Origin of the sequence: Microbispora sp. NPDC088329, from assembly GCF_040685655.1 — a bacterium.
Classification (GTDB): Bacteria; Actinomycetota; Actinomycetes; order Streptosporangiales; family Streptosporangiaceae; genus Microbispora.
Window position 1 is genome coordinate 106,304 of the sequence record NZ_JBFBIP010000014.1, and the last position, 20,218, is coordinate 126,521.

At 71.6% G+C, this 20,218-nt stretch carries 15 protein-coding genes; 9 read left to right on the forward strand and 6 right to left on the reverse strand.

Annotation, left to right across the window (positions count from 1 at the left end; all coding sequences use genetic code 11):
• Nucleotides 1-7: 7 nt before the first annotated feature.
• From AB0O28_RS24775 to AB0O28_RS24785, 3 genes are all read left to right on the forward strand, one after another.
• On the forward strand, nt 8-637 hold the full coding sequence (locus AB0O28_RS24775; protein ID WP_363643973.1) for a DUF4276 family protein: 630 nt from the start codon (nt 8-10) through the stop codon (nt 635-637).
• Nucleotides 630-2,138 carry an Asp-tRNA(Asn)/Glu-tRNA(Gln) amidotransferase subunit GatB gene (gene gatB / locus AB0O28_RS24780; protein WP_363643975.1) on the forward strand — a complete coding sequence of 503 codons (1,509 nt, stop codon included), beginning with the start codon at nt 630-632 and terminating at the stop codon, nt 2,136-2,138. Before AB0O28_RS24775 ends, gatB begins: the two co-directional genes overlap by 8 nt.
• Before the next feature lie 175 nt (nt 2,139-2,313).
• A complete protein-coding gene (locus AB0O28_RS24785; RefSeq protein WP_363643977.1) occupies nt 2,314-4,284 on the forward strand; it encodes a VanW family protein in 1,971 nt (656 codons plus the stop codon).
• Nucleotides 4,285-4,340: 56 nt separating this feature from the next.
• Here AB0O28_RS24785 and AB0O28_RS24790 read toward each other — a convergent pair whose 3' ends face one another.
• On the reverse strand, nt 4,341-5,570 hold the full coding sequence (locus AB0O28_RS24790) for a PQQ-dependent sugar dehydrogenase (protein WP_363643979.1): 1,230 nt from the start codon (nt 5,568-5,570) through the stop codon (nt 4,341-4,343).
• Nucleotides 5,571-5,635: 65 nt separating this feature from the next.
• Between AB0O28_RS24790 and AB0O28_RS24795 the strand changes: the two genes are divergently transcribed.
• The 5 genes from AB0O28_RS24795 to ilvC all read left to right on the forward strand — a co-directional run bounded on the left by AB0O28_RS24795 (nt 5,636) and on the right by ilvC (nt 13,262).
• The gene (locus tag AB0O28_RS24795) at nt 5,636-6,556 is read left to right on the forward strand and encodes a 2-hydroxyacid dehydrogenase (protein ID WP_363643981.1); all 921 of its coding nucleotides are present in this window, start codon (nt 5,636-5,638) and stop codon (nt 6,554-6,556) included.
• A gap of 300 nt (nt 6,557-6,856) precedes the next feature.
• Nucleotides 6,857-9,511: an EAL domain-containing protein gene (locus AB0O28_RS24800; RefSeq protein ID WP_363643983.1), complete on the forward strand. Its 2,655-nt coding sequence runs from the start codon at nt 6,857-6,859 to the stop codon at nt 9,509-9,511.
• A gap of 245 nt (nt 9,512-9,756) precedes the next feature.
• Entirely contained in the window at nt 9,757-11,562 is a 1,806-nt protein-coding gene (locus AB0O28_RS24805; RefSeq protein ID WP_363643985.1) for an acetolactate synthase large subunit, read from the forward strand.
• Between the two features lie 126 nt (nt 11,563-11,688).
• Nucleotides 11,689-12,213, forward strand: a complete 525-nt coding sequence (gene ilvN, locus AB0O28_RS24810; protein ID WP_363643987.1) for an acetolactate synthase small subunit — start codon at nt 11,689-11,691, stop codon at nt 12,211-12,213.
• Nucleotides 12,214-12,269: 56 nt separating this feature from the next.
• Nucleotides 12,270-13,262, forward strand: coding sequence for a ketol-acid reductoisomerase (ilvC, locus tag AB0O28_RS24815; RefSeq protein WP_363644189.1), 993 nt, complete (start codon nt 12,270-12,272; stop codon nt 13,260-13,262).
• Between the two features lie 123 nt (nt 13,263-13,385).
• On the opposite strand, the gene dacB is transcribed toward ilvC, so the two are convergent.
• From dacB to AB0O28_RS24835, 4 genes are all read right to left on the reverse strand, one after another.
• A complete protein-coding gene (gene dacB, locus AB0O28_RS24820) occupies nt 13,386-14,984 on the reverse strand; it encodes a D-alanyl-D-alanine carboxypeptidase/D-alanyl-D-alanine-endopeptidase (protein WP_363643989.1) in 1,599 nt (532 codons plus the stop codon).
• An 81-nt stretch (nt 14,985-15,065) separates the two neighbouring features.
• Entirely contained in the window at nt 15,066-15,599 is a 534-nt protein-coding gene (locus AB0O28_RS24825) for a DUF1707 and FHA domain-containing protein (protein WP_363643991.1), read from the reverse strand.
• Nucleotides 15,600-15,725: 126 nt separating this feature from the next.
• Complete coding sequence (locus tag AB0O28_RS24830) at nt 15,726-16,631, reverse strand: CAP domain-containing protein (RefSeq protein ID WP_363643993.1); 906 nt, start codon at nt 16,629-16,631, stop codon at nt 15,726-15,728.
• A gap of 289 nt (nt 16,632-16,920) precedes the next feature.
• Nucleotides 16,921-17,583 carry a DinB family protein gene (locus AB0O28_RS24835; protein WP_363643995.1) on the reverse strand — a complete coding sequence of 221 codons (663 nt, stop codon included), beginning with the start codon at nt 17,581-17,583 and terminating at the stop codon, nt 16,921-16,923.
• Between the two features lie 88 nt (nt 17,584-17,671).
• On the opposite strand from AB0O28_RS24835, the gene AB0O28_RS24840 reads away from it, so the two are divergent.
• Nucleotides 17,672-18,718, forward strand: a complete 1,047-nt coding sequence (locus AB0O28_RS24840) for a sigma-70 family RNA polymerase sigma factor (protein ID WP_363643997.1) — start codon at nt 17,672-17,674, stop codon at nt 18,716-18,718.
• Here the strand turns inward: AB0O28_RS24840 and AB0O28_RS24845 are convergent.
• The gene (locus AB0O28_RS24845; protein ID WP_363643999.1) at nt 18,638-20,077 is read right to left on the reverse strand and encodes an MFS transporter; all 1,440 of its coding nucleotides are present in this window, start codon (nt 20,075-20,077) and stop codon (nt 18,638-18,640) included. The genes AB0O28_RS24840 and AB0O28_RS24845 overlap by 81 nt on opposite strands.
• Nucleotides 20,078-20,218 lie beyond the last annotated feature (141 nt).

Here is a 20,218-nt window from a genome sequence, read left to right on the forward strand (position 1 = left end):
GCGGAGCTTGAGCTGCGTTCTCATCAGGGAGGGGCCGTCGGACGACTGGTTCCTGCCGATCCTGCTGCGCCGGGCCTTGGAGGAGCTCGTCATCGAGTCCTTCCCGGCCTGCCGGGAGGTGCAGGAGGTGCGCAGCCTGCCGAAGGCGGGCAATCAGAGCCCCGAGCCCGTGCTCACGGCTCTGAAGCAGGAGCGGGGCAGCTTCGACGTGGTCCTGTACCACCATGACGGAGCTCCACCGGCGAAGTCGGGTCCCATGCTGGAGCGGATGCGGCAAACTTGGAGGACCAGCGACTTCGAGGAACCCTTGGTGGCCGTCGTCCCGATGAGGGAGACGGAGGCCTGGTTGCTCGCGGACCATGCTGCTCTCGTCAGGGCGCTCAACGTGCGAAAGCTCGGCCGGACGTCCGTGTCGGGACCGGAGGTCGAGTCCTGCCTCGATCCGAAGGCGGTGGTCGAGACCCTGCTGCGGGACGAAGCCGGGATGAACCCCAAGAAGAACGGCGTGCTCCGGAACTTCTATGTGTCGGTGGCGGAGACCGCCGGCATCGCTGAACTGCGGAAGGTGCCCGCCTTCCAGCAATGGTGGAATGACATGATCGAAGCATTGGAAGGACTGGGTTACCAGCATGGCTGATACCGCGACGCTCATGCCGTACGACGAGGCGCTGGAGCGCTTCGAGCCGGTGCTGGGGCTGGAGACGCACGTCGAGCTGGGCACCGCCTCGAAGATGTTCTGCGGCTGCCCCACGGTGTTCGGCGCACCGCCGAACACGCAGGTCTGCCCGGTGTGCCTGGCACTGCCCGGCTCGCTGCCGACGGCCAACGAGAAGGCGATCGAATCGACGATCCGGATCGGCCTCGCGCTGAACTGCACCATCGCGAAGTGGTGCAGGATGGCCCGGAAGAACTACTTCTATCCGGACATGCCGAAGAACTACCAGATCAGCCAGTACGACGAGCCGCTGTGCACGGACGGCTACCTGGACGTGGAGGTCGACGGGAAGACCGTCCGCGTGGAGATCGAGCGGGTGCACCTGGAGGAGGACACCGGCAAGTCCACCCACGTCGGCGGCGCGACCGGGCGGATCCACGGCGCCGACTACTCGATCGTCGACTACAACCGGGCCGGCATCCCGCTCGTCGAGATCGTCACCAAGCCGATCGAGGGCACCGACCGGCTCGCCCCCGAGGTCGCCCGCGCGTACGTCACCGAACTGCGCGAGGTGATGCGCTCGCTCGGCGTCTCCGACGTGCGGATGGAGCAGGGCTCGCTGCGCTGCGACGTGAACGTGTCGCTGATGCCGCGCGGCTCGGCCGAGTGGGGCACCCGTACGGAGACCAAGAACGTCAACTCGCTGCGCAGCGTCGAGCGCGCGGTGCGGGGTGAGATCGAGCGCCAGGCGGCCATCCTCGCCGAGGGCGGCCGCATCGTGCAGGAGACCCGGCACTTCCACGAGGACACCGGGCAGACGACCTCGGGCCGGTCGAAGGAGGAGGCGCAGGACTACCGCTACTTCCCCGAGCCCGACCTGCTGCCGATCGCGCCCGACCCCGCCTGGGTCGAGTCGCTGAAGGCCGCGCTGCCCGAGCTGCCGTCGGCGCGGCGCAACCGGCTCCAGCAGGAGTGGGGCGTGTCCGACCTCGACATGGCCGCCATGCACAACGCCGACGCGATCGACCTGGTCGAGGCGACGGTGGCCGCGGGCGCTCCCGCCGCGGACGCCCGCAAGTGGTGGATGGGCGAGCTGGCCCGGCGGGCCAACGAGGCCGGTACGGCTCTCGCCGACCTGCCGATCACCCCGGCGCAGGTCGCCCGGGTGGCCGAGCTGGTCGCCTCCGGCGCGCTCAACGACAAGCTGGCCCGCCAGGTGCTGGAGGGCGTGCTCGCCGGCGAGGGAGGCCCGGACGAGGTCGTGGAGAAGCGCGGCCTCCAGGTCGTCAGCGACGAGGGCGAGCTGTCGGCGATCATCGACCAGGTGCTGGCGGACAACGCCGACGCCGCGGACAAGGTCCGCGGCGGGAAGATCGCGGCCGTGGGCGCGCTGGTCGGCGGCGTGATGAAGGCCAGCCGGGGCAAGGCGGACGCGGGCCGGGCCCGTGAGCTCATTCTGGAGAAGCTCGGCGTCCAGGGCTGAGACGACCGGAACGGCCGGCCACGGTAGACGTGGCCGGCCGTCGCGCGTAATAGACAGCCGCGGGCCGACGCGTGCAAAGGGAAAGCACGCAAGCTGTGGCTTCGGGACATATCCAGCAGAGGGTGCTTTAGGGTTAACTGATCGGAGTTGACCTTGAGCTGGAGGAGACCGAGGCGTGCGCAACGCCGGAGCGTCCGTCGACCCGCCCACGGATCCGTCCGGGGCGGAGCCCACGCCTCCGCGCAAACACCCGGTGCGCCGCGTCACCTCGCTGCCCCGCGGGGTCTCGGCCCTTCCTCCCGGGGTCTCGGCGGACATCTTCGCCGAACCTCCCGCTCCCGCCGTCCCGGCCGCGGCCAAGCCGTCCGGCAACGCGACCATCCCACCGCCGGCTCCGCCGGTCGAGCCGTGGCGGGTCCCGGAGCGCCCGGTGCGCGAGGAGCCCGCGGTCGTCCCGCCGCCGGACCTCGAACCGCTGGACGCCGCCCCACGGGGCCGTACGCTCCGCCGTGCGCTGATCGGGCTGGTGGTGCTGGTCCTGGCGATCTACGTCCTGCCGGCCATCCCGATGGCGGGGAAGATCCTGCCCGGCACCACGGTGCTCGGCGTGGACATCGGCGGGCAGAGCAGGACCGAGGCCGCCGTCACGCTGCGCGAACGGCTGTATGCCCTGGCCAGGACGCCGTTGATCGTACGGCAGGGCACGCGGCGGCTGACCCTGGACCCGGTGCGCGCCGGTCTGGCCCTCGACGCGGAGGCCACGGCGCGCGTCGCGCCGGGGGGTTTCCCGAGCCCGCCGGAGGTGTGGAGCGCGCTGACCGGCAGCCGTGAGGTGGAGCCCGTGGTGTCGGTGGACCGGCGGAAGCTCGACGAGGCGGTGGCCAGGGAGATCGCGGCGCCGCTGGAGATCCCGCGGCGCGAGGGCGACGTGTCGTTCGACGGGGTCACCCCGGTTCCGACCTTTCCGCGCGTGGGCCGCGTCATCGACAGGAAGGCGACGGCCGACCAGATCGTCAGGGGATACCTCCACCCGGAGACCATCGTCGTGGTGCCCACGATGCGCGATCTGCCGCACATCACCCGCGCCGAGGTGCGGCGCGCCCTGGGCTGGGCGAGGCGATCGACGGCCGCGCCGCTCACGCTGACCAACGGGGACGTCTCCGTCAGCCTGTCGCCGGCCACACTCGCACGGCACCTGACGTTCGCTCCCGACGGCGCGGTTCTGCGGCCGCGCTTCGACGCCGAGGCGGCGATCGCCGGTGTGGAGGCCACGCTGGTCGGCCCCGCGCGGGTGGCCCGCGACGCCGCCTTCACGATCGCGGACGGCAGGCCGGTCCTGGTGCCCGGCAGGCCGGGCGACCGGGTGGACACCGACCGCCTCGCCGCGGACGTGCTGGCCGCTCTCGACGGCGGCGGCCGTACGGTGGCCGTGCCGGTCGTGAACGGCCCGCCGCGGATCACCGACGACGCGGCGGAGCGCATGGGGATCCGCGAGGAGGTCGGCCGCTTCGCCACCTCCTACGCCTGCTGCCCGTCGAGCGCGGGCAACATCCGCAGGGCCGCCGCGCTTGTCGACGGCCGCCTGGTGAGACCGGGGGAGACGTTCTCGTTCAACGAGGTCGTCGGCCCGCGCACCGCGGCGGCGGGCTTCGACGGCGTCGCCCCCACCATGATCCATGGCCGGGCGGGCACGGACGCGGCGGGGATGACCCAGGTGGCCACCACGATGATGAACGCGGTGCTCCGCGCGGGCCTACGGGTCACCGAGCACACCCCGCCCGAGGTCCACGCCGCCCACCTGCCGGTCGGCACCGAGGCCGCGGTGTCCCTCCCCGGCCCGGACCTGCGCTGGAGGAACGACTCGCCGTACGGCGTGCTCGTCCAGGCCTCCGCCACCGGCACCTCGCTGACCGTGACGCTGTGGAGCACCAAGCGATACGACGTGGACCTGGAGGAGCCGGTCGTCGGGCAGCGGGTCTCCGTGCCCGCCGTGACCGGTCACGGGTCCGGCTGCGTGGCGACGCCGGGGCAGCCCGGTTTCACCGCGACGGTGACGCGGGTGCTGCGGGAGAACGGCGAAGTGGTCTCCCGGCGGACCTTCCGCACCTCCTACCGGGCCCAGGCCGAGGTCGTCTGCTCAGGCTGACCGCGTACGCCTCCGCGCCTCCCGGGCCCGGAATCCGGAGTGCGGCGGCCGGGCCGTCAGGCCGAGGGCCGCACCACCAGGATCCGGTCGTCGCCGTCCCTGGGGGTTCCGCGCCCGTCCCGGTTGCTGGTGCCCACCCACAGCGTGCCGTCGGGCGCGGCGGCCACCGCGCGCAGCCTGCCGTACTCGCCCGTGTACAGCGCGACGGGACGGCCGACGCGACCCGAGGCGTCCACGGGCACGCGCCACAGCCGCTCGCCGCGCAACGCGGCGGCCCACAGCGCCCCCCGCGCGTACGCGAGGCCGGACGGCGACGCCTCGGCGGGCGACCAGGTGAGCAGCGGATCGGTGTACCCGGGCCGGTGGCCCACGCCCTCGACCTCGGGCCAGCCGTAGTTGCGGCCCTTCTCGATGAGGTTGATCTCGTCGTAGGTGTCCTGGCCGAACTCGGTGGCGTACATGTGCCCCCGGTCGTCCCAGGCCAGGCCCTGCACGTTGCGGTGCCCGTAGGACCACACGAGCGTGCCGAAGGGGTTGCCGGGGGCGGGCCGGCCCTCCGCCGTCATGCGCAGGATCTTGCCGCCCAGCGAGCTCTTGTCCTGCGCGATGCCGTCCCTGCCGGTCTCGCCGGTCGAGGCGTACAGGTGGCCGTCGGGGCCGAAGGCGAGGCGGCCCCCGTTGTGGATGGGCCCCTTCGGGATGCCGGTGACGATCACCCGGCGGTCCGAGAGCCGCCCGTCGTAGCGGTAGCGGACGATGCGGTTGTCGTCCCCGGCGGTGAAGTAGACGAAGATGAAACGATCGGTGGCGTAGCGGGGCGAGACGGCCACCCCCAGCAGCCCGCCCTCGCCGCTCGCCGACACGCCCTCGATCACGCCGATCTCGCGGACCTCGCCGCGCGGCGTGACCCGCAGCAGCCGCGCCGACTCGCGCTCGGTCACCAGTGCGTCGCCGCCGGGCAGGAACGCGATCGCCCAGGGCACCGACAGACCGGTGACCAGCGTGCGCGGCGCGGCCGGGGTGACGGTCGTCTCACCGGCACCCCCGTTGGCACCCTCACCGGTCCTCTCTCCGGCACCCTCTCCGACATCCCGGGCGTCCCCGGCGGCACCCCCGGCCGCGCCCGTGACCTCGCTCGTGGCGGGCGGCGGAGTCCTGCCCCCGCCCGCTCCGCCGGGCGCGCACGCCGTGACCGTCAGAAGGACCGCCAGAAGGGCCGTCAGAACGGCCGCCGACGAAAGGGCCGCCGCCAGGCGCGCGGTGCCCGTGCCGTGTCTGTCCGCCATCCTCGATGACCTCCTCGTGTACCCATACTCGCGGGCCGATGCGATGGTTCCCTAGGTTGGTGCCCGTGAAGATCTGGGTCGCCTCACAGGACATCGCCGACGCCCTCGCCGTGCTGCCCGAAGGGCTTCCTGCCCTCGACTGCTCGGTGTACGACGGAAGGACGCCGCCGCCCGGCCCCCCTGAGGAGGTGGAGATCTGGGTGCCTCCGCTGGTCCCGGTGCCGGACACCGCCGGTCTGCTGGGCCGGATGACCGGCCTCCGCCTGCTGCAGACCGTGACGGCGGGGGTCGAGCCGTACCTGCCGCACGTGCCGCCGAAGGCGGTCCTGTGCAACGCCCGCGGAGTCCACGACGCGGGCACGGCCGAGTGGGCGGTGGGCGCGATGATCGCGATGCTGCGGGAGTTCCCCGGCTTCGCCGCCGCCCAGGCCAGACGCGAGTGGACCTACCACCACACCGGCGTCCTCGCCGACTCCACCGTGCTGATCGTCGGATACGGCTCGATCGGCGAGGCGCTCGAACGGCGTCTGGCCGGGTTCGAGGTGGAGATCGTCCGGGTGGCGCGCACGGCCCGGGACGGCGTCCACGGCCAGGACGAACTGCCCGCGCTGCTGCCCGCGGCCGACGTGGTCGTGCTGCTGGTGCCCGCCACGGCAGGGACGGCCGGTCTGGTGGACGCCCGGTTCCTCGCCCGGATGAAGGACGGCGCGCTGCTGGTGAACGCCGCGCGCGGGTCGGTCGTGGACGCCGGCGCGCTGCTGGCCGAGCTGCGGTCGGGCAGGCTTCGGGCGGCGCTCGACGTCACCCCCGTCGAGCCGTTGCCGTCCGACCACCCGCTCTGGACCGCCCCGGGGGTCTTCATCACCCCGCACGTCGCCGGCAGCACGCCCGCGTCCGTACGCCGTACCCGGAAGCTGGTGCGGGAACAGGTCATCCGTCATCTGACGGGCCGCCCGCTCGCTAACATGATCACTGGGCATTACTGACCGCTCCATTAAGGATTCCGGAACGTGGCTGCCTCGTGACCTGGGGTGCGTACGGTGATGCTCAGCGTGCACGGCTGGTTATCAGATCGGTGACGACTCGCTCGTTGTCCCCCTCTCGATCAGCGGCTGCGCGCACACTGGCCATGTGACAGGGAGAGTAAAGCCGAGTCGAGAACGGGAGGGGCAGTGACCGCACACCCCACCGGACCCGGCGACGCCGAAACGACTCCGGCCTCCGCCGAAACCGCGGAGGACACGACGGCCGGTGGGCAATCGGCGACAGGTGCAGAGGCGACGCGCGTGAACGTCAGGCGTGACCCCCGGGTCCCAGTCACCACCGCGGCCGGGCTCGGCGCGGTGGCCGTCGTCGTGGCCCTGATCACCGGGGGCTCGGCGCCGGTCGTGACCGCGATCGCGGGGGTCGTCACCGGCCTGTTCGCGGCCGTCTCGCTGATCATGGCCGCCTCCCGCGTCATCCCCTCCCACCGGCGACAGGCCGGCGCCTGGAGGTGGATGGCCGCCGGGTCGCTGACCTGGCTCCTCGGCGTCGGCGTACGTCCCATGGCGGACGGCACGCCGTTCGTCCTCACTTTCGCCGACCTGCTCATGCTCGTCGGATCGGTGCTGCTCGCCATCGGCTGCGGCATGTCGGTGAAACCACCCGCGTTCACCCGCGGGGTGATACGCCAGGCCGCCGACGCCTACCTGGGCGCGGCGTCGGTCTTCGCCATGACCTGGGTCGCCGTGCTCGGCCCGGCGTTCAGGAAGGCGGAGGACACCGGTGCGTTCTTCGTCGCGCTCGCGCTGCCCGTGGTCTGCCTGCTCGCGACCTGCGCGGTGACACCGGCCGTGGCGGCGTCGCGGTCGGGCAACCGGGCGGTCGGGCTCACCGGCGTCGGAGTGCTCACCGCGATAACGGTCGCGGAGATGGCCACGGCCCTCGCCCGTCTCGACGGCGACACCCCGCCGCTCGCGGCCGGGCTCGTCGTCCCGGCCATGCTGCTCGTTCTGGCCGTAACCCCGTGGGTGCAGGACGTACGGCCGGTCAGGCCGCTGCCCGCCGCGCTGACGGCCGCCACTCCGCTGGTGCTCGTCGCCGCCGCCACGGTGATCGCCACCCTGTACGTCATCAGAGGCAGCCGCGACGCCGCCCTGGCGGTCGTGGCGGCCTCGGTCGTCCTGGTCCTGCTCGGCCGGCTGTTCGTGCTCCTGGTCGAGACCGCGGGCATGCGCCGCCTCGTGGACGTGGGCGAGCAGCAACTGCGCAGGCTCGCCGAGAACACCGGCGACGTCGTGCTCGTGTGCGACCCCGTCGGCGTCATCCAGGAGGTGGGCCCCGGGCTGGAGGCCACCTATGGCTACCGCCCGGACGACCTCGCCTTCCGGCCGATCTTCGACTACATCCACCCCGAGGACCTGCCGGCCGTGCAGGCCCTGCTCGACCGCATGACGGACGAGGACGACGGGCCGGAGCAGGAGGGCGGGCCGGCGCAGGAGGGCGGCACCCGCATCTCCTGCCGGTTCCGCGCCTCCGACGGCACCTGGCGGCCCACCGAGTCCGTCGCCGCCCGGCACGTACGCGACGACGACCTCGTCCTGGTCACGATCCGCGACCTCAGCGACCAGGTGGCCCTGCGCAACCAGGTCACCCACCTGACCTTCCACGACGGGGTCACCGGGCTGCCCAACCGGGCCTACTTCGAGGAACGCGCCCGCGACGTGCTCACCCGCCGCGGCGCCGGCGGGACCGCCGTGATCTTCCTGGACCTCGACGGCTTCACCTCCGTCAACGACTCCGTCGGCCACGCCAGTGGCGACCACCTGCTCGGCCAGGCCGCCCGCCGCCTCCGCTCGGCCGTACGCGCCGACGACACCCTCGCCCGGTGGGGCGGGGACGAGTTCGCGGTGCTGCTGGAGGGCGGCGGGTCCGGCGGCACCGACGCGCAGACCGCCATCGACCTGGCCGAGCGGCTCGTCCGCGCGGTATCCAACGAGCCGTTCCGCGTCGCGGACCGGGACGTCGCGCTGACGGCCAGCGTCGGCGTGGCGTTCGCCGAGGAGGATCTGCCTCCCGGAGACCTGCTGCGCAACGCCGACGTCGCGATGTCGCGGGCCAAGGAGCTCGGCGGGCGCCGGGTGGAGGTCTTCGCCACCCACATGCACGCCGACGTCCTGCGCCGCCTGGAGATCGCCTCCGACCTGCAGCGGGCGCTGCTCGAAAACCAGTTCGCGATCGAATATCAGCCGGTGGTCGACCTGGCCACGTCGCGGGTGACCGCCGTGGAGGCGCTGGTGCGCTGGTGGCGGGGCGGCACGTTCGTGCCGCCGGAGCAGTTCCTCGGGCCCGCCGAGGACACCGGGATCATCGTGCCGCTCAGCGAGTGGATCCTGCGCGAGGCGTGCCGTGAGGTCGCGGCCTGGCGTGCGTCGTCCTGGGACATCGGGCTGGCGCTGAACCTGTCCGCGCGGCAGATCATGGCTCCGCGCTTCGTGGAGACCGTGGCGGACGCGCTGAGCGAGAGCGGGCTGCCCGCCAGTGCGCTGACGCTCGAGGTCATCGAGGAGATGCTGGTCGAGGACGCCGGAGAGATGATCAGCAGGCTGTCGGAGCTGAGGACCCTCGGCGTACGGCTGGCCATCGACGACTTCGGCACCGGCTACGCGTCCCTCGCGTTCCTGCGCCAGCTGCCGGTGGACATGATCAAGATCGACCCGTCGTTCGTCTCCGGGCTGGGCCGCGACGACACGCTGACCCTGCTGACGAGGACGATCGTGCAGCTCGGCAACGATCTCGGCCTGATCGTCGTGGCCGAGGGCATCGAGCGTCCCGAGCAGCTCGACCTGCTGCGCAAGATGGGCTGCACGCGCGGCCAGGGCTATCTGGTGGCCCGCCCCATGACCGCACGCGGCGTCGACTCCCTGATGCCCACCTCCACCCTGCAGAACACGGCGTAGGGGCGTTTCCCGCCCCGTCTCGGAGGATGCCGGACGGGTGCCTATGGCATAACCTGGGAGTCCGTTGTGGGTGTCTTGGATGGCGAGACGGGCGTCCCAGATGATTTGACGTGGAGGCGGTCCATCGGACATCGTGTAGCCATGCATCGCGGTGGGATTCTCGTAGTACTTCGCAGGCGCGCAGCCTGACGAAGCACTCGTTCCTGCGCGCGCCCCAGCTCCGCTCAGCGGATGGGGCATTTTTTATGCCAGGAGTCACGCCAAGCAGCCCAGCCACAGCAAGCTCAGCCACAAGGAACGAGCCGATGACCGAGAAAATGACAGGTGCCCAGGCCCTCGTGCGGGCGCTGGAGCAGGTCGGGGTCGACACGGTGTTCGGGATCCCGGGCGGGGCCATCCTCCCCGCGTACGATCCCCTCTACGACTCGACCAAGGTCCGGCACGTGCTTGTACGGCACGAGCAGGGCGCCGGCCACGCGGCCGAGGGCTACGCGCAGGCGACCGGCAAGGTCGGGGTGTGCATGGCCACCAGTGGCCCGGGAGCGACCAACCTGGTCACCCCGATCGCCGACGCCTACATGGACTCGGTGCCGATCGTGGCGATCACGGGGCAGGTGGCGTCACCGCTGATCGGGACCGACGCCTTCCAGGAGGCCGACATCTCCGGCATCACGATGCCGATCACCAAGCACAACTTCCTGGTCACCAAGGCCGAGGACATCCCGCGGACCATCGCCGAGGCGTTCCACGTCGCCGGGACCGGCCGCCCCGGGCCGGTGCTGGTGGACATCTCCAAGGACGCGCTGGAGGCCACGACCACCTTCTCCTGGCCGCCGGTCATGCAGCTGCCGGGCTACCGCCCGGTGACCCGGCCGCACTCCAAGCAGATCCGCGAGGCGGCCCGGCTGATGAGCGAGGCCAGCCGGCCGGTGTTCTACGTCGGCGGGGGCGTGCACAAGGCGCGGGCCGCGGCCGAGCTGCTCGAGCTGGCCGAGCTGACCGGCATCCCGGTGGTCACCACGCTGATGGCGCGGGGCACCTTCCCCGACAGTCACCCCCAGCACATGGGCATGCCCGGCATGCACGGCAGCGTCTCGGCGGTGGGCGCCCTGCAGCGCTCCGACCTGTTGATCGCGCTGGGCACCCGCTTCGACGACCGCGTCACCGGCCGGCTGTCCAGCTTCGCGCCGCACGCCAAGGTGATCCACGCGGACATCGATCCCGCGGAGATCTCCAAGAACCGGCATGCCGACGTGCCGATCGTGGGCGACTGCCGTGAGGTGATCAACGACCTGATCGTGGCGGTGCGGGCCGAGCACGCCGAGGGCCGCAAGGGTGACTACGCCGACTGGTGGAAGATTCTCAACGGCTACAAGGAGACCTACCCTCTGGGGTACGAGGAGTTCGCCGACGGCTCGCTCGCCCCGCAGTACGTCATCGAGCGGCTCAGCGCGCTGGCGGGGCCGGACGCGATCTACACCGCGGGTGTGGGCCAGCACCAGATGTGGGCCGCGCAGTTCGTCAAGTACGAGAAGCCCGGAACGTTCATCAACTCCGGCGGGGCGGGCACGATGGGCTTCTCCGTTCCGGCCGCCATGGGCGCCAAGATGGGCTGCCCGGACACCGTCGTCTGGGCGATCGACGGCGACGGCTGCTTCCAGATGACCAACCAGGAGCTGGCGACCTGCGCGATCGAGGGTGTGCCGATCAAGGTGGCCGTCATCAACAACGGCAACCTCGGCATGGTCCGCCAGTGGCAGACCCTGTTCTACGACGAGCGGTATTCGAACACCGACCTGCAGCGGGTGAAGCGGATTCCCGACTTCGTGAAGCTCGCGGAGGCGTACGGTTGTGTCGGCCTGCGGTGCGAGCGCCCCGAGGACGTGGACGCGACCATCCTCAAGGCCATGGAGATCAACGACGTGCCGGTCGTGGTCGATTTCGTCGTGCACCAGGACGCGATGGTCTGGCCGATGGTCGCCGCCGGCACCAGCAACGACGACATCAAGTACGCCCGCGACATGGCGCCGAACTGGGAGGGCGGAGAATGAGCCCGGCCCCGGCCCGACCCGATCACGACCAGCAGTGCGAGGAGATGGCATGAGCGAGCGCAGCGAGCGAATCAGCGAGCACAGTGTCCGGCGAATGCCACTCCGAGCCGAAGGCGAGGAGATGGCATGAGTCGGCACACGCTGTCCGTCCTGGTGGAGAACAAGCCGGGCGTGCTGGCCCGGGTCGCCGCGCTGTTCAGCCGTCGCGGCTTCAACATCGACTCGCTGGCCGTGGGGCCGACCGAGCACGACGACATCTCGCGGATGACCATCGTCGTCAACGTGGAGGACCTCCCGCTGGAGCAGGTCACCAAGCAGCTCAACAAGCTGGTCAACGTCATCAAGATCGTCGAGCTCGACAACAACCAGTCGGTGCAGCGCGAGCTGATGTTGATCAAGGTGCGGACCGACTCCGAGAGCCGGTCGCACGTCCTCGAACTCGTGAACCTCTTCCGGGCGCGCTGCGTGGACGTGGCCCCGGACGCGGTCACAATCGAGGTCACCGGGACGACCGACAAGCTGGAGGCGTTCGTCCGGGTCCTTGAGCCGTACGGCATCAAGGAGCTCGTGCAGTCGGGCATGGTGGCCATCGGCCGCGGCGCCCGTTCCATCACCGACCGCTCGCTTCGCGCCCTCGACCGCAGCGCATAGCTCCTATTCAGGCACGTCGCGACGGACAACCCGTGAAAGGCAATCAAGTGACTGAGATCTTCTACGACGACGACGCCGACCTGTCGATCATCCAGGGCCGCCACGTCGCGGTGCTGGGCTACGGCAGCCAGGGCCACGCGCACGCGCTGAGCCTGCGCGACTCCGGCGTGGACGTCCGGGTGGGCCTGCCCGAGGGCTCCAAGAGCCGGGAGAAGGCCGAGGCCGACGGGCTGCGCGTGCTGTCGCCGGGCGAGGCCGTCGAAGAGGCCGACCTCACGATGATCCTCGCGCCGGACCACATCCAGCGGCACCTGTACGCCGAGCACGTCGCGCCGAACCTCGTCGAGGGCGACGCGCTGTTCTTCGGTCACGGCCTCAACATCCGCTACGGCCTCATCGAGGCCCCGGAGGGCGTCGACGTCGCGATGGTGGCGCCGAAGGGCCCGGGTCACCTGGTTCGCCGTCAGTACTCCGCCGGCCGCGGCGTGCCCTGCCTGGTCGCGGTCGAGCGCGACGCCACCGGCAACGCCTGGCCGCTCGTGCTGTCGTACGCCAAGGGCATCGGCGGCACCCGCGCCGGCGCGCTGAAGACGACCTTCACCGAGGAGACCGAGACCGACCTGTTCGGTGAGCAGGCCGTGCTGTGCGGCGGCGTCTCCGAGCTGATCAAGGCCGGGTTCGAGACGCTGATCGAGGCCGGCTACCAGCCGGAGGTCGCTTACTTCGAGTGCCTCCACGAGATGAAGCTGATCGTGGACCTGATGTACGAGGGCGGCGTCTCCAAGATGTACTGGTCGGTGTCCGACACCGCCGAGTACGGCGGCTACACCCGCGGCCCGCGCGTGGTGAACGCCGAGACCAAGAAGGAGATGCGCCGCATCCTGGACGAGATCCAGGACGGCCGCTTCGCCCGCGAGCTGGTCGAGGAGTTCGACTCCGGCCAGACCAACTTCAAGCGCTACCGCGAGGAGCTGGCGGGCCACCCGATCGAGGAGACCGGCGGCAAGCTCCGCCCGATGATGAGCTGGCTCAAGGGCGAGCAGGCCTGACGCTCGCCGACGCGTCCGTGACCGCGGCGCCGCGCCCCGCCCATGAGGTGGGGAGCGGCGCCGCGTCGCGTCTCACGGACCCGGTCGGCTACCGGTGGCCGGACGGGCTCAGCACCGGACGACTCAGCACCGGACGGGCTTGAGCCAGGAGCACTCGAGGTCGTCGGCCGACCGCTGCGGGGACGTCGCAGCGGCGTCCCGCGGCGACGACCCGGGAGCCACGCCGCGCGCCGCCGTCTCGTCCGAAGTCTCGTCCACCGCGGCCTTCCTGGTGAACCGGGCCAGCCTGACGGCGATCCGGTCCTCCAGATCCCTCGGCGGGCCGGACAGGTAGCCGTTGCTGATGATCGAGAAGACCAGCGGTTCGCCGTCCGCACTGGTCACGTAGCCCGACAGCGCGGTCACGCCGGTGAGCGAGCCGGTCTTGGCGTGCACGTTCCCGGCCGCCGCCGTGCCGCCCATCCTGCTGCGCAGCGTGCCGCCGACCATCCGCTCCGCCTCTCCCGCGATCGGCAGGGCGGCGTACCAGGTGGGGAACCAGGGCTTGCCGCGCACCGCCGCGAGCAGGGCCGTGATGCCGGCGGGCGTCAGGGCGTCCACCCTGGACAGGCCCGAGCCGTCCCGCAGCCGCAGCGTCTTCACGCCGTTCGTCTGCGCGAACGCGGTCGTGACGGCGAGTCCGGCCGCCCACGTCCCCGTGCCGGAGACCTTGCGTCCCATCGTCTTGGTGAGGATCTCCGCGTGCATGTTGTTGCTCAGCTTCAGGAACGGCACGAGCAGGTCGCCGAGGGGCATCGATCGGCGTGAGGCGACCGTGGCCGCCTTGGCCGGCGCGGTCCCGCGTACGGTCGGCCCGAGGACCTTCACGCCGTGCCGGGTCAGCCCCTCACGGAACAGGGTGGCCGCGTAGAGCGTGGGGTCCCACACCGCGACCCACTCGTCGTACGGCTCGGAGACCGTGCCGCTGACGACGACGGTGTTGGTGCCGTGCTGCCGCTCGACGAGCACGTCGGTCTCGTCGCCGGTGACGGCCCGGTTCACGATCTTCAGGTAGCCGGTCGCCGGCGTGGTCGACACCTTGGCGGCCTTGCCGGGGCCGTCCCCGGGCGCGACAGAGACGATCACCGAGCCCGCGTCATAGTCGGTGTCGGGCGCCGCGGTCAGCGCGGAGATCTGCCCGGCGTAGTAGTACGGCTCGTCGTCCCAGGTCCAGTCGGTGCCGAGCCGTACGTCGTCGAACCAGGTGTCGTCGGCGACCAGCCGTCCCGTGACGGCCTTCACCCCGGCGGCCGCGACCTTGGCGGCGAGGGCGTCGTAGTCGGCGGCGAGCATGGTGGGGTCGCCCGTGCCCCGCAGCGTGAGGTCCCCGGCGACCGTGCGGCCCACTTTGGCCGCGGCGAGCACGTCGGTCGTGAACCTGAAGTCGGTGCCGAGCGTGTCGAGGGCGGCGGCCGAGGTGAGCAGCTTGGTGTTGGAGGCGGGGGCGAACAGCTTGTCCGCGTCGAGGGAGTAGAGGTCCTCACCGGTCGCCGCGGCGCGCACGGCGACGCCCGCCCGCGCGGGGGCCAGCCGGGAGTCGGCGAGGATCTGGTCGAGGTCGCGGGTCAGATCCGCGACGCCGGGGGCCGGGTCCCGCGCCACGGCGGGGGCGCCGGAGCCGGCGATCCCGGTGGCCAGGACGGCACCGGCCAGCATGATCGTGATACGTCGTGACAACCGCACAGTCCGCTCCCGGGTGAGTGGCTTTCCGCGATCATCGGTGAGCGGTGCCGGGGCGGCAATACGGAAATGTACGTATAGCGGTCAGGCCTGGAGCGAGACCAGGAACACACAGTCGCCGAAGGCCACCTCGTCACCGGCACGCACCGGCGCCGGGCCGACCAGGCGCCAGCCGTTCAGCCGGGTGCCGTTCATCGAGCCGAGGTCGACGAGCAGCCAGGAGTCGAGCTCCCGCCGCAGCTCGGCGTGGACCCGGGAGACGGTCAGGTCGGCGAGGACGAGGTCGCAGGAGGAGCCGCGGCCGACCAGGTAGCGTGCCCGGCCGTCGGTGGGCAGGGCGAGCCGGGGCAGCCGGGGACGCCGCCAGGCGGACTCGATCCGGCTGCTCAGCTCCGACACCGAGGCGACGGCGTCGGTGATCCGTCTGCGCCAGCGCCCGCGGTGCGGAAGGTCGGCGACCAGCTCGTCCAGCTCGGTGCGGTTGCGAGCGCGAAGCGCCAGGTCCACCCGGCCGACGAAGGTCTCCATCGACAGGCGTCCTTCGGCGACCCGGTCGCGGAGCTCGCTGAGTGCGCGCTCGCGGTCCCCGTCCGAGGCGCGAACCGGGGGAGAGCTCATGATTGGAAGTATCCGCCGCAGTGGTCCGAGGTGTCCAGAAGACCGCCGTAATCCCCTTCGATCCCGGCGCGGGAGCGGGGCCGCCGGGCGTGGCGTCCCCGCTCCCGCGCCGAACCGGTGGAGGCTCTACTGCCGGCCGAAGTCCTGGGTCCAGTACGCGCCCGCGGCCGCGTAGCCGACCCCGATGTCGGTGTAGGTGCAGTTGAGGATGTTCTGCCGGTGCCCGGGGCTGTTCATCCAGCCCTGCACCACGGACGCGGCCGTGGGATAGCCCTGCGCGATGTTCTCCCCGTACGCCCGCCAGGTGTAGCCGGCGGCCGTGATGCGCTGCCCGGGGTCACGATCGTCCAATACGTGATCCATCTTGTGCTGCGCGGACATGTTGGCCGAGTGGTTGTACGCGGCGGTGCGCAGCCGCGCGTCGTGCTTCAGCGGGCCGCAGCCCGCCTTGGCCCGCTCGATGTTGGTGAGGCGCACGACCTCGTTCTCGACGGCGGTGCCCACGGCCGAGCCACTTGTGGGAGAGGTGCTGGGAGCGGCGGTGGCGGGGGCGCTCGCGGCGGGACTCGCGGCGGGACTGGTGGAGGGAACCGTGGAGGGGCTCGCCGTGGGGGCGGCGGTGGGGCTCGGGGAGGAGGTGGAGGAGGGAATCGGGGTGGGGACGTCGCAGTCGAGGCGCACCTGCCTCGACCGCGACACGTGGCCGCGGTAGTCGGTGACGACGCTGTAGTAGGCGCCGTCCGCGCAGACCAGGGAGACGAGGACGCGCGCGTTCCTGACCACCTTGGAGCCGCTCTTGACCACGCGGTCGGGGCCCGGCCTGTCCTTCAGGATCCGGACCCGGAAACGGGCGTTGTCGACGCAACCGGCCCGCGAGCCCGCCGCGCGGATCTTGCCGTCCGCGGTGACGTAGGGCTTCGCGGCGGCGACCCGGCAGCCCGCGTGCTGGGCCTCGGCCTGAGCGGGTCCGGCCGCCAGGCCGACGGCCGCGACGCTTCCGAGGCACAGGACCGCTCCGAGCGCTCTGTTCACGATCAGTCCTCCAGTGGGGGTTAGACGCTGGGGAAGTCGTCATTATGGTGCTCTACAGACCGACATGTGGTGATAAATCGGTCAATAGCCTAAAATATCTACCTTCTCTTAAACCTCTCTTATCCCGGGCACGCCTCATCAGGTCGGATAATTCGCAGGTCAGGGGCATGATTCGCGAAGCGGCGCCCTTGAGGGGTGCTTAAGGCGGCCCACGATCATCCGCGCCGCGGCCGTACGCGGTGCCGGAGCGCTCGCGCGCGGCGGCTCCGCGCACGGCCGGCGACGTCGGTCAGCGGGAGTGAGCGCCGCGATCGGCAGGGGCGCCGGCCGCTCCCGGAACGCCGGGACCACGGTGGGCGGCCTCCCAGGCCACGCGTTCCAATTCCTCGCGGTATTCCTGCCACCACGACAGATCGCCGGCCGTCACCAGGTCGTCGCCGTCCCGGTACCCGGCGCCGCCGTCGATCGACTCGCGGACGATGTCGGCGTGGCCGGCGTGCCGGTGTGTTTCGGCGATCACGTGGACCAGCACGCGGTGCAGGGTCGCCCGCCGGTGCTCCTCGGGCCACCACACGATGTGGGCGGCCGACTCGAGCGGCAGCGCCGCGATCGTGGCGTCCGCGTGTCCCCAAACGCGCCGGTACACAACGGTGACGTACTCGCGGGACTCCTCGGCGGTGGCCCACATGTCCGTGTTCCGCGGGACGGCCGGCCCCAGGTCGGGACGGAACCAGGGCACGGGCTCGTCGAAGTGACGGCCGAACACGAACCCCAGATACAGCAGTTCGACGCCGGCCAGATGCTTGACCAGCCCCAGCAGGTTGGTGCCCGTCGGCGTCACCGGGCGGCGGACGTCGTATTCCGAGAGCCCGTCCAGCTTCCACAGCAGGGCGTCGCGAGCCTCCTGCAGATAGCGGCGCAGGTCGGCCTTCAGATCCGCCTCGGTGATCATGGCGTGTCTCCTGTTCGGGAGGAACGGTCGGGAGCCGGTCGTGCTCCCCGGGAGGGGAGACTCCCGATGTGAGGCAGAATCGTCGCTCGTGGGCGAAGTTTTTTCCCCGGCGGCGGACGGCGACCTGGCGCGGGCGCGGGACGGGGACGAGGCCGCGTTCACCAGGCTGGTCCGGCCGCTGCGCCCGGAGCTGCACGCCCACTGCTACCGCATGCTCGGCTCGGTCCATGACGCCGACGACGCGCTCCAGGACGCCCTGCTGCGGGCCTGGCGGGGCCTCGCCCGCTTCGAGGGCCGCTCCTCGCTGCGCTCGTGGATGTACGCCGTGACCACCCACGCCTGCCTCGACCTCGCGGAGAGCCGGGGCAGGCGGGCGCTGCCGATGGACCTGGGCCCGTCGAGCGAGCGCGCGGTCGTGGACGGGCGGGGTCCGCTCGGCGACGTCGCCTGGCTGGGCCCCTATCCCGACGCCGGCACGACGGACGGCCCCGCGGGGCGCTACGAGCGGCGCGAGGCCGTCGAGCTCGCCTTCGTCGCCGCTCTGCAGCACCTGCCCGGCAACCAGCGTGCGGCGCTGCTGCTCTTCGAGGTGCTCGGCTTCTCCGCCGCCGAGATCGCCGCGATGATGAAGACCTCGGCCGCCTCCGTGAACTCGGCTCTGGCGCGGGCCCGCAGAATCCTCGCGGAGAAGGCGCCCTCCCTCACCCGGGAGCGGGCGCCGCGCACGAGTGGCGACCCCGGGGCGCGGGAGATCGCCATCGGATTCGCGTCCGCCCTCGAACGCGGGGACGCCGACGCCCTGATCGCGCTGCTCACCGACGACGTCACCTGGTCGATGCCGCCGCTGCCGCACTGGTATCGCGGCATCGCGGCGGTCGCCGACTTCGCCGTGCAGGTGCCGCTCACCCGCTGCCCGAGCTGGCGGTATGTCCTGACCGGCGCGAATTGCCAGCCGGCCGTGGCCTTCTACGTCGGCGAAGGCGCCGCCCGCACGCACACCGCCTGGTCGATCACCGTGCTGACCCTGCGCGACGAGCGGATCTCCGAGATCACGTCATTCCTCGGCGCGGAGCACTTCGCCGGTTTCGGGTTGCCCGCCGTCCTGCCCGGCGTCGTCAGCGACGGCGGCCGCTGAGGCCGTGGCCCCGGCCCCGGCGGTGGCGGCGTCGATGCGCTCGGCGGTCAGTTCGTACTTGAGGGTCATCAGCACGCCCGCGAACGTGATGAGGGCGGGGACCAGGGTCACGCCGACCATCACCGCGACGTGGGCGGTGTCCGGCTGGGTCACCGGGTGCTCCGGGTCGGAGGACAGGAAGCCTCCCGCGCTCAGCACCCAGCCGTAGAGCGTCGCCCCGAGCGCCTGCACCGCGTTCTCGACCGCCGTCCACAGGCCGGTGAAGACGCCGCCCCTGCGCTTGCCGCTCACCACGCCGTCGTAGGCGATGACGTCGGCGAGCATGGAGTACTGGAGCAGTTGCAGGCCGGCGTAGCCGATGCCGACGAGCATCACGCACAGGTGCGCGTACAGCGAGCCGAGCGCGGGCGTCGCCAGGATCAGCAGCCCGCCGACGCCGAACATCGCACCGGACAGGATCATCGCCCCGCGCTTGTCGAGCCTGCGGGCGAGCCACACCCACAGCGGCATCGTGACCAGCATCGGGCCGACGAGCGCGGCGAAGAGCGTGGTGGTGGCGGAGGGATCGTCCAGGACGTAGGCGGCGAAGTAGGGCGAGCCCGCGAGCATGACGCCGACGGCCAGGGTCTGCGCCGAGCTGAGCCCGAGCAGCCACATGAACGGCCTGCTCGTGCGGGCGGCCGACAACTGCTCACGCAGTGTCCCCTCGGACCTCTGCTGGCCGGTGAAGGGCGCGCGGGCGGTGCCGAAGAACGAGGCCAGCATCGCGACGAGCAGGATCACGCCGAAGACGACGCCCATGGTGCGGTACCCGCCGGCCGTCTTACCGGCGATCATGGGGGCGAGGATGCCGCTCATCGCGATCCCGACCGAGATGAGGACCATGCGCCACTGCAGCAGCGAGGTTCGCTCGTGGTAGTCGGTCGTCATCTCCGCGGGCATCGCCTTGTACGGCACCTCGTACAGGGCGTATCCGGTGGCGGCGAGCAGGAACGTGAGGCCGACGTAGGCGCCGGCGGGCGCGCCGGTGAGCGGCGGCCCGGCGAACATGAGGGCGAACGACACCGGCAGCACGAGGGCGCCGGCCAGCAGCCAGGGCCGGCGTGGTCCCCAGCGTGAGACCGTGCGGTCCGACCACCGGCCGACCAGGGTGTTGGCGATCAGGTCCCAGGCTTTGGGCAGGAAGAGCACGACCCCCGCGAACGCGGCCGGCACCGCGAGCACGTTCGTCATGTAGAAGAGCAGCAGCAGCCCGGGGATGGTGGCGAAGTTGGCGGTGCAGAACGAGCCGACGGCATACCCGAGGCGAACACCGAGGGAGACCTTCGACGGGGAGGGCGTCGCGGCCGTGGAGACCATGGCGTCATTCAAGCCGAGCAAGCGCCCGTCCGGAAGGACTGTCCCGCAACGGTTCGGCTGCTGCGCGATCTCCTCTGGATCTCCACCGCGCCCCCGATCCCCGCCGGGCCCTCCGATCTCCACCGCGCCCCCCGGATCTCC

Excerpts from the sequence above, each read along its gene's own strand:
- AB0O28_RS24805 (WP_363643985.1), top strand. The coding sequence starts at position 9,757 with ATGCCAGGAGTCACGCCAAGCAGCCCAGCCACAGCAAGCTCAGCCACA.
- AB0O28_RS24790 (WP_363643979.1), bottom strand. The coding sequence starts at position 5,570 with ATGGCGGACAGACACGGCACGGGCACCGCGCGCCTGGCGGCGGCCCTT.
- gatB (WP_363643975.1), top strand. The coding sequence starts at position 630 with ATGGCTGATACCGCGACGCTCATGCCGTACGACGAGGCGCTGGAGCGC.
- AB0O28_RS24845 (WP_363643999.1), bottom strand. The coding sequence starts at position 20,077 with ATGGTCTCCACGGCCGCGACGCCCTCCCCGTCGAAGGTCTCCCTCGGT.
- AB0O28_RS24835 (WP_363643995.1), bottom strand. The coding sequence starts at position 17,583 with ATGATCACCGAGGCGGATCTGAAGGCCGACCTGCGCCGCTATCTGCAG.
- ilvN (WP_363643987.1), top strand. The coding sequence starts at position 11,689 with ATGAGTCGGCACACGCTGTCCGTCCTGGTGGAGAACAAGCCGGGCGTG.
- AB0O28_RS24825 (WP_363643991.1), bottom strand. The coding sequence starts at position 15,599 with ATGAGCTCTCCCCCGGTTCGCGCCTCGGACGGGGACCGCGAGCGCGCA.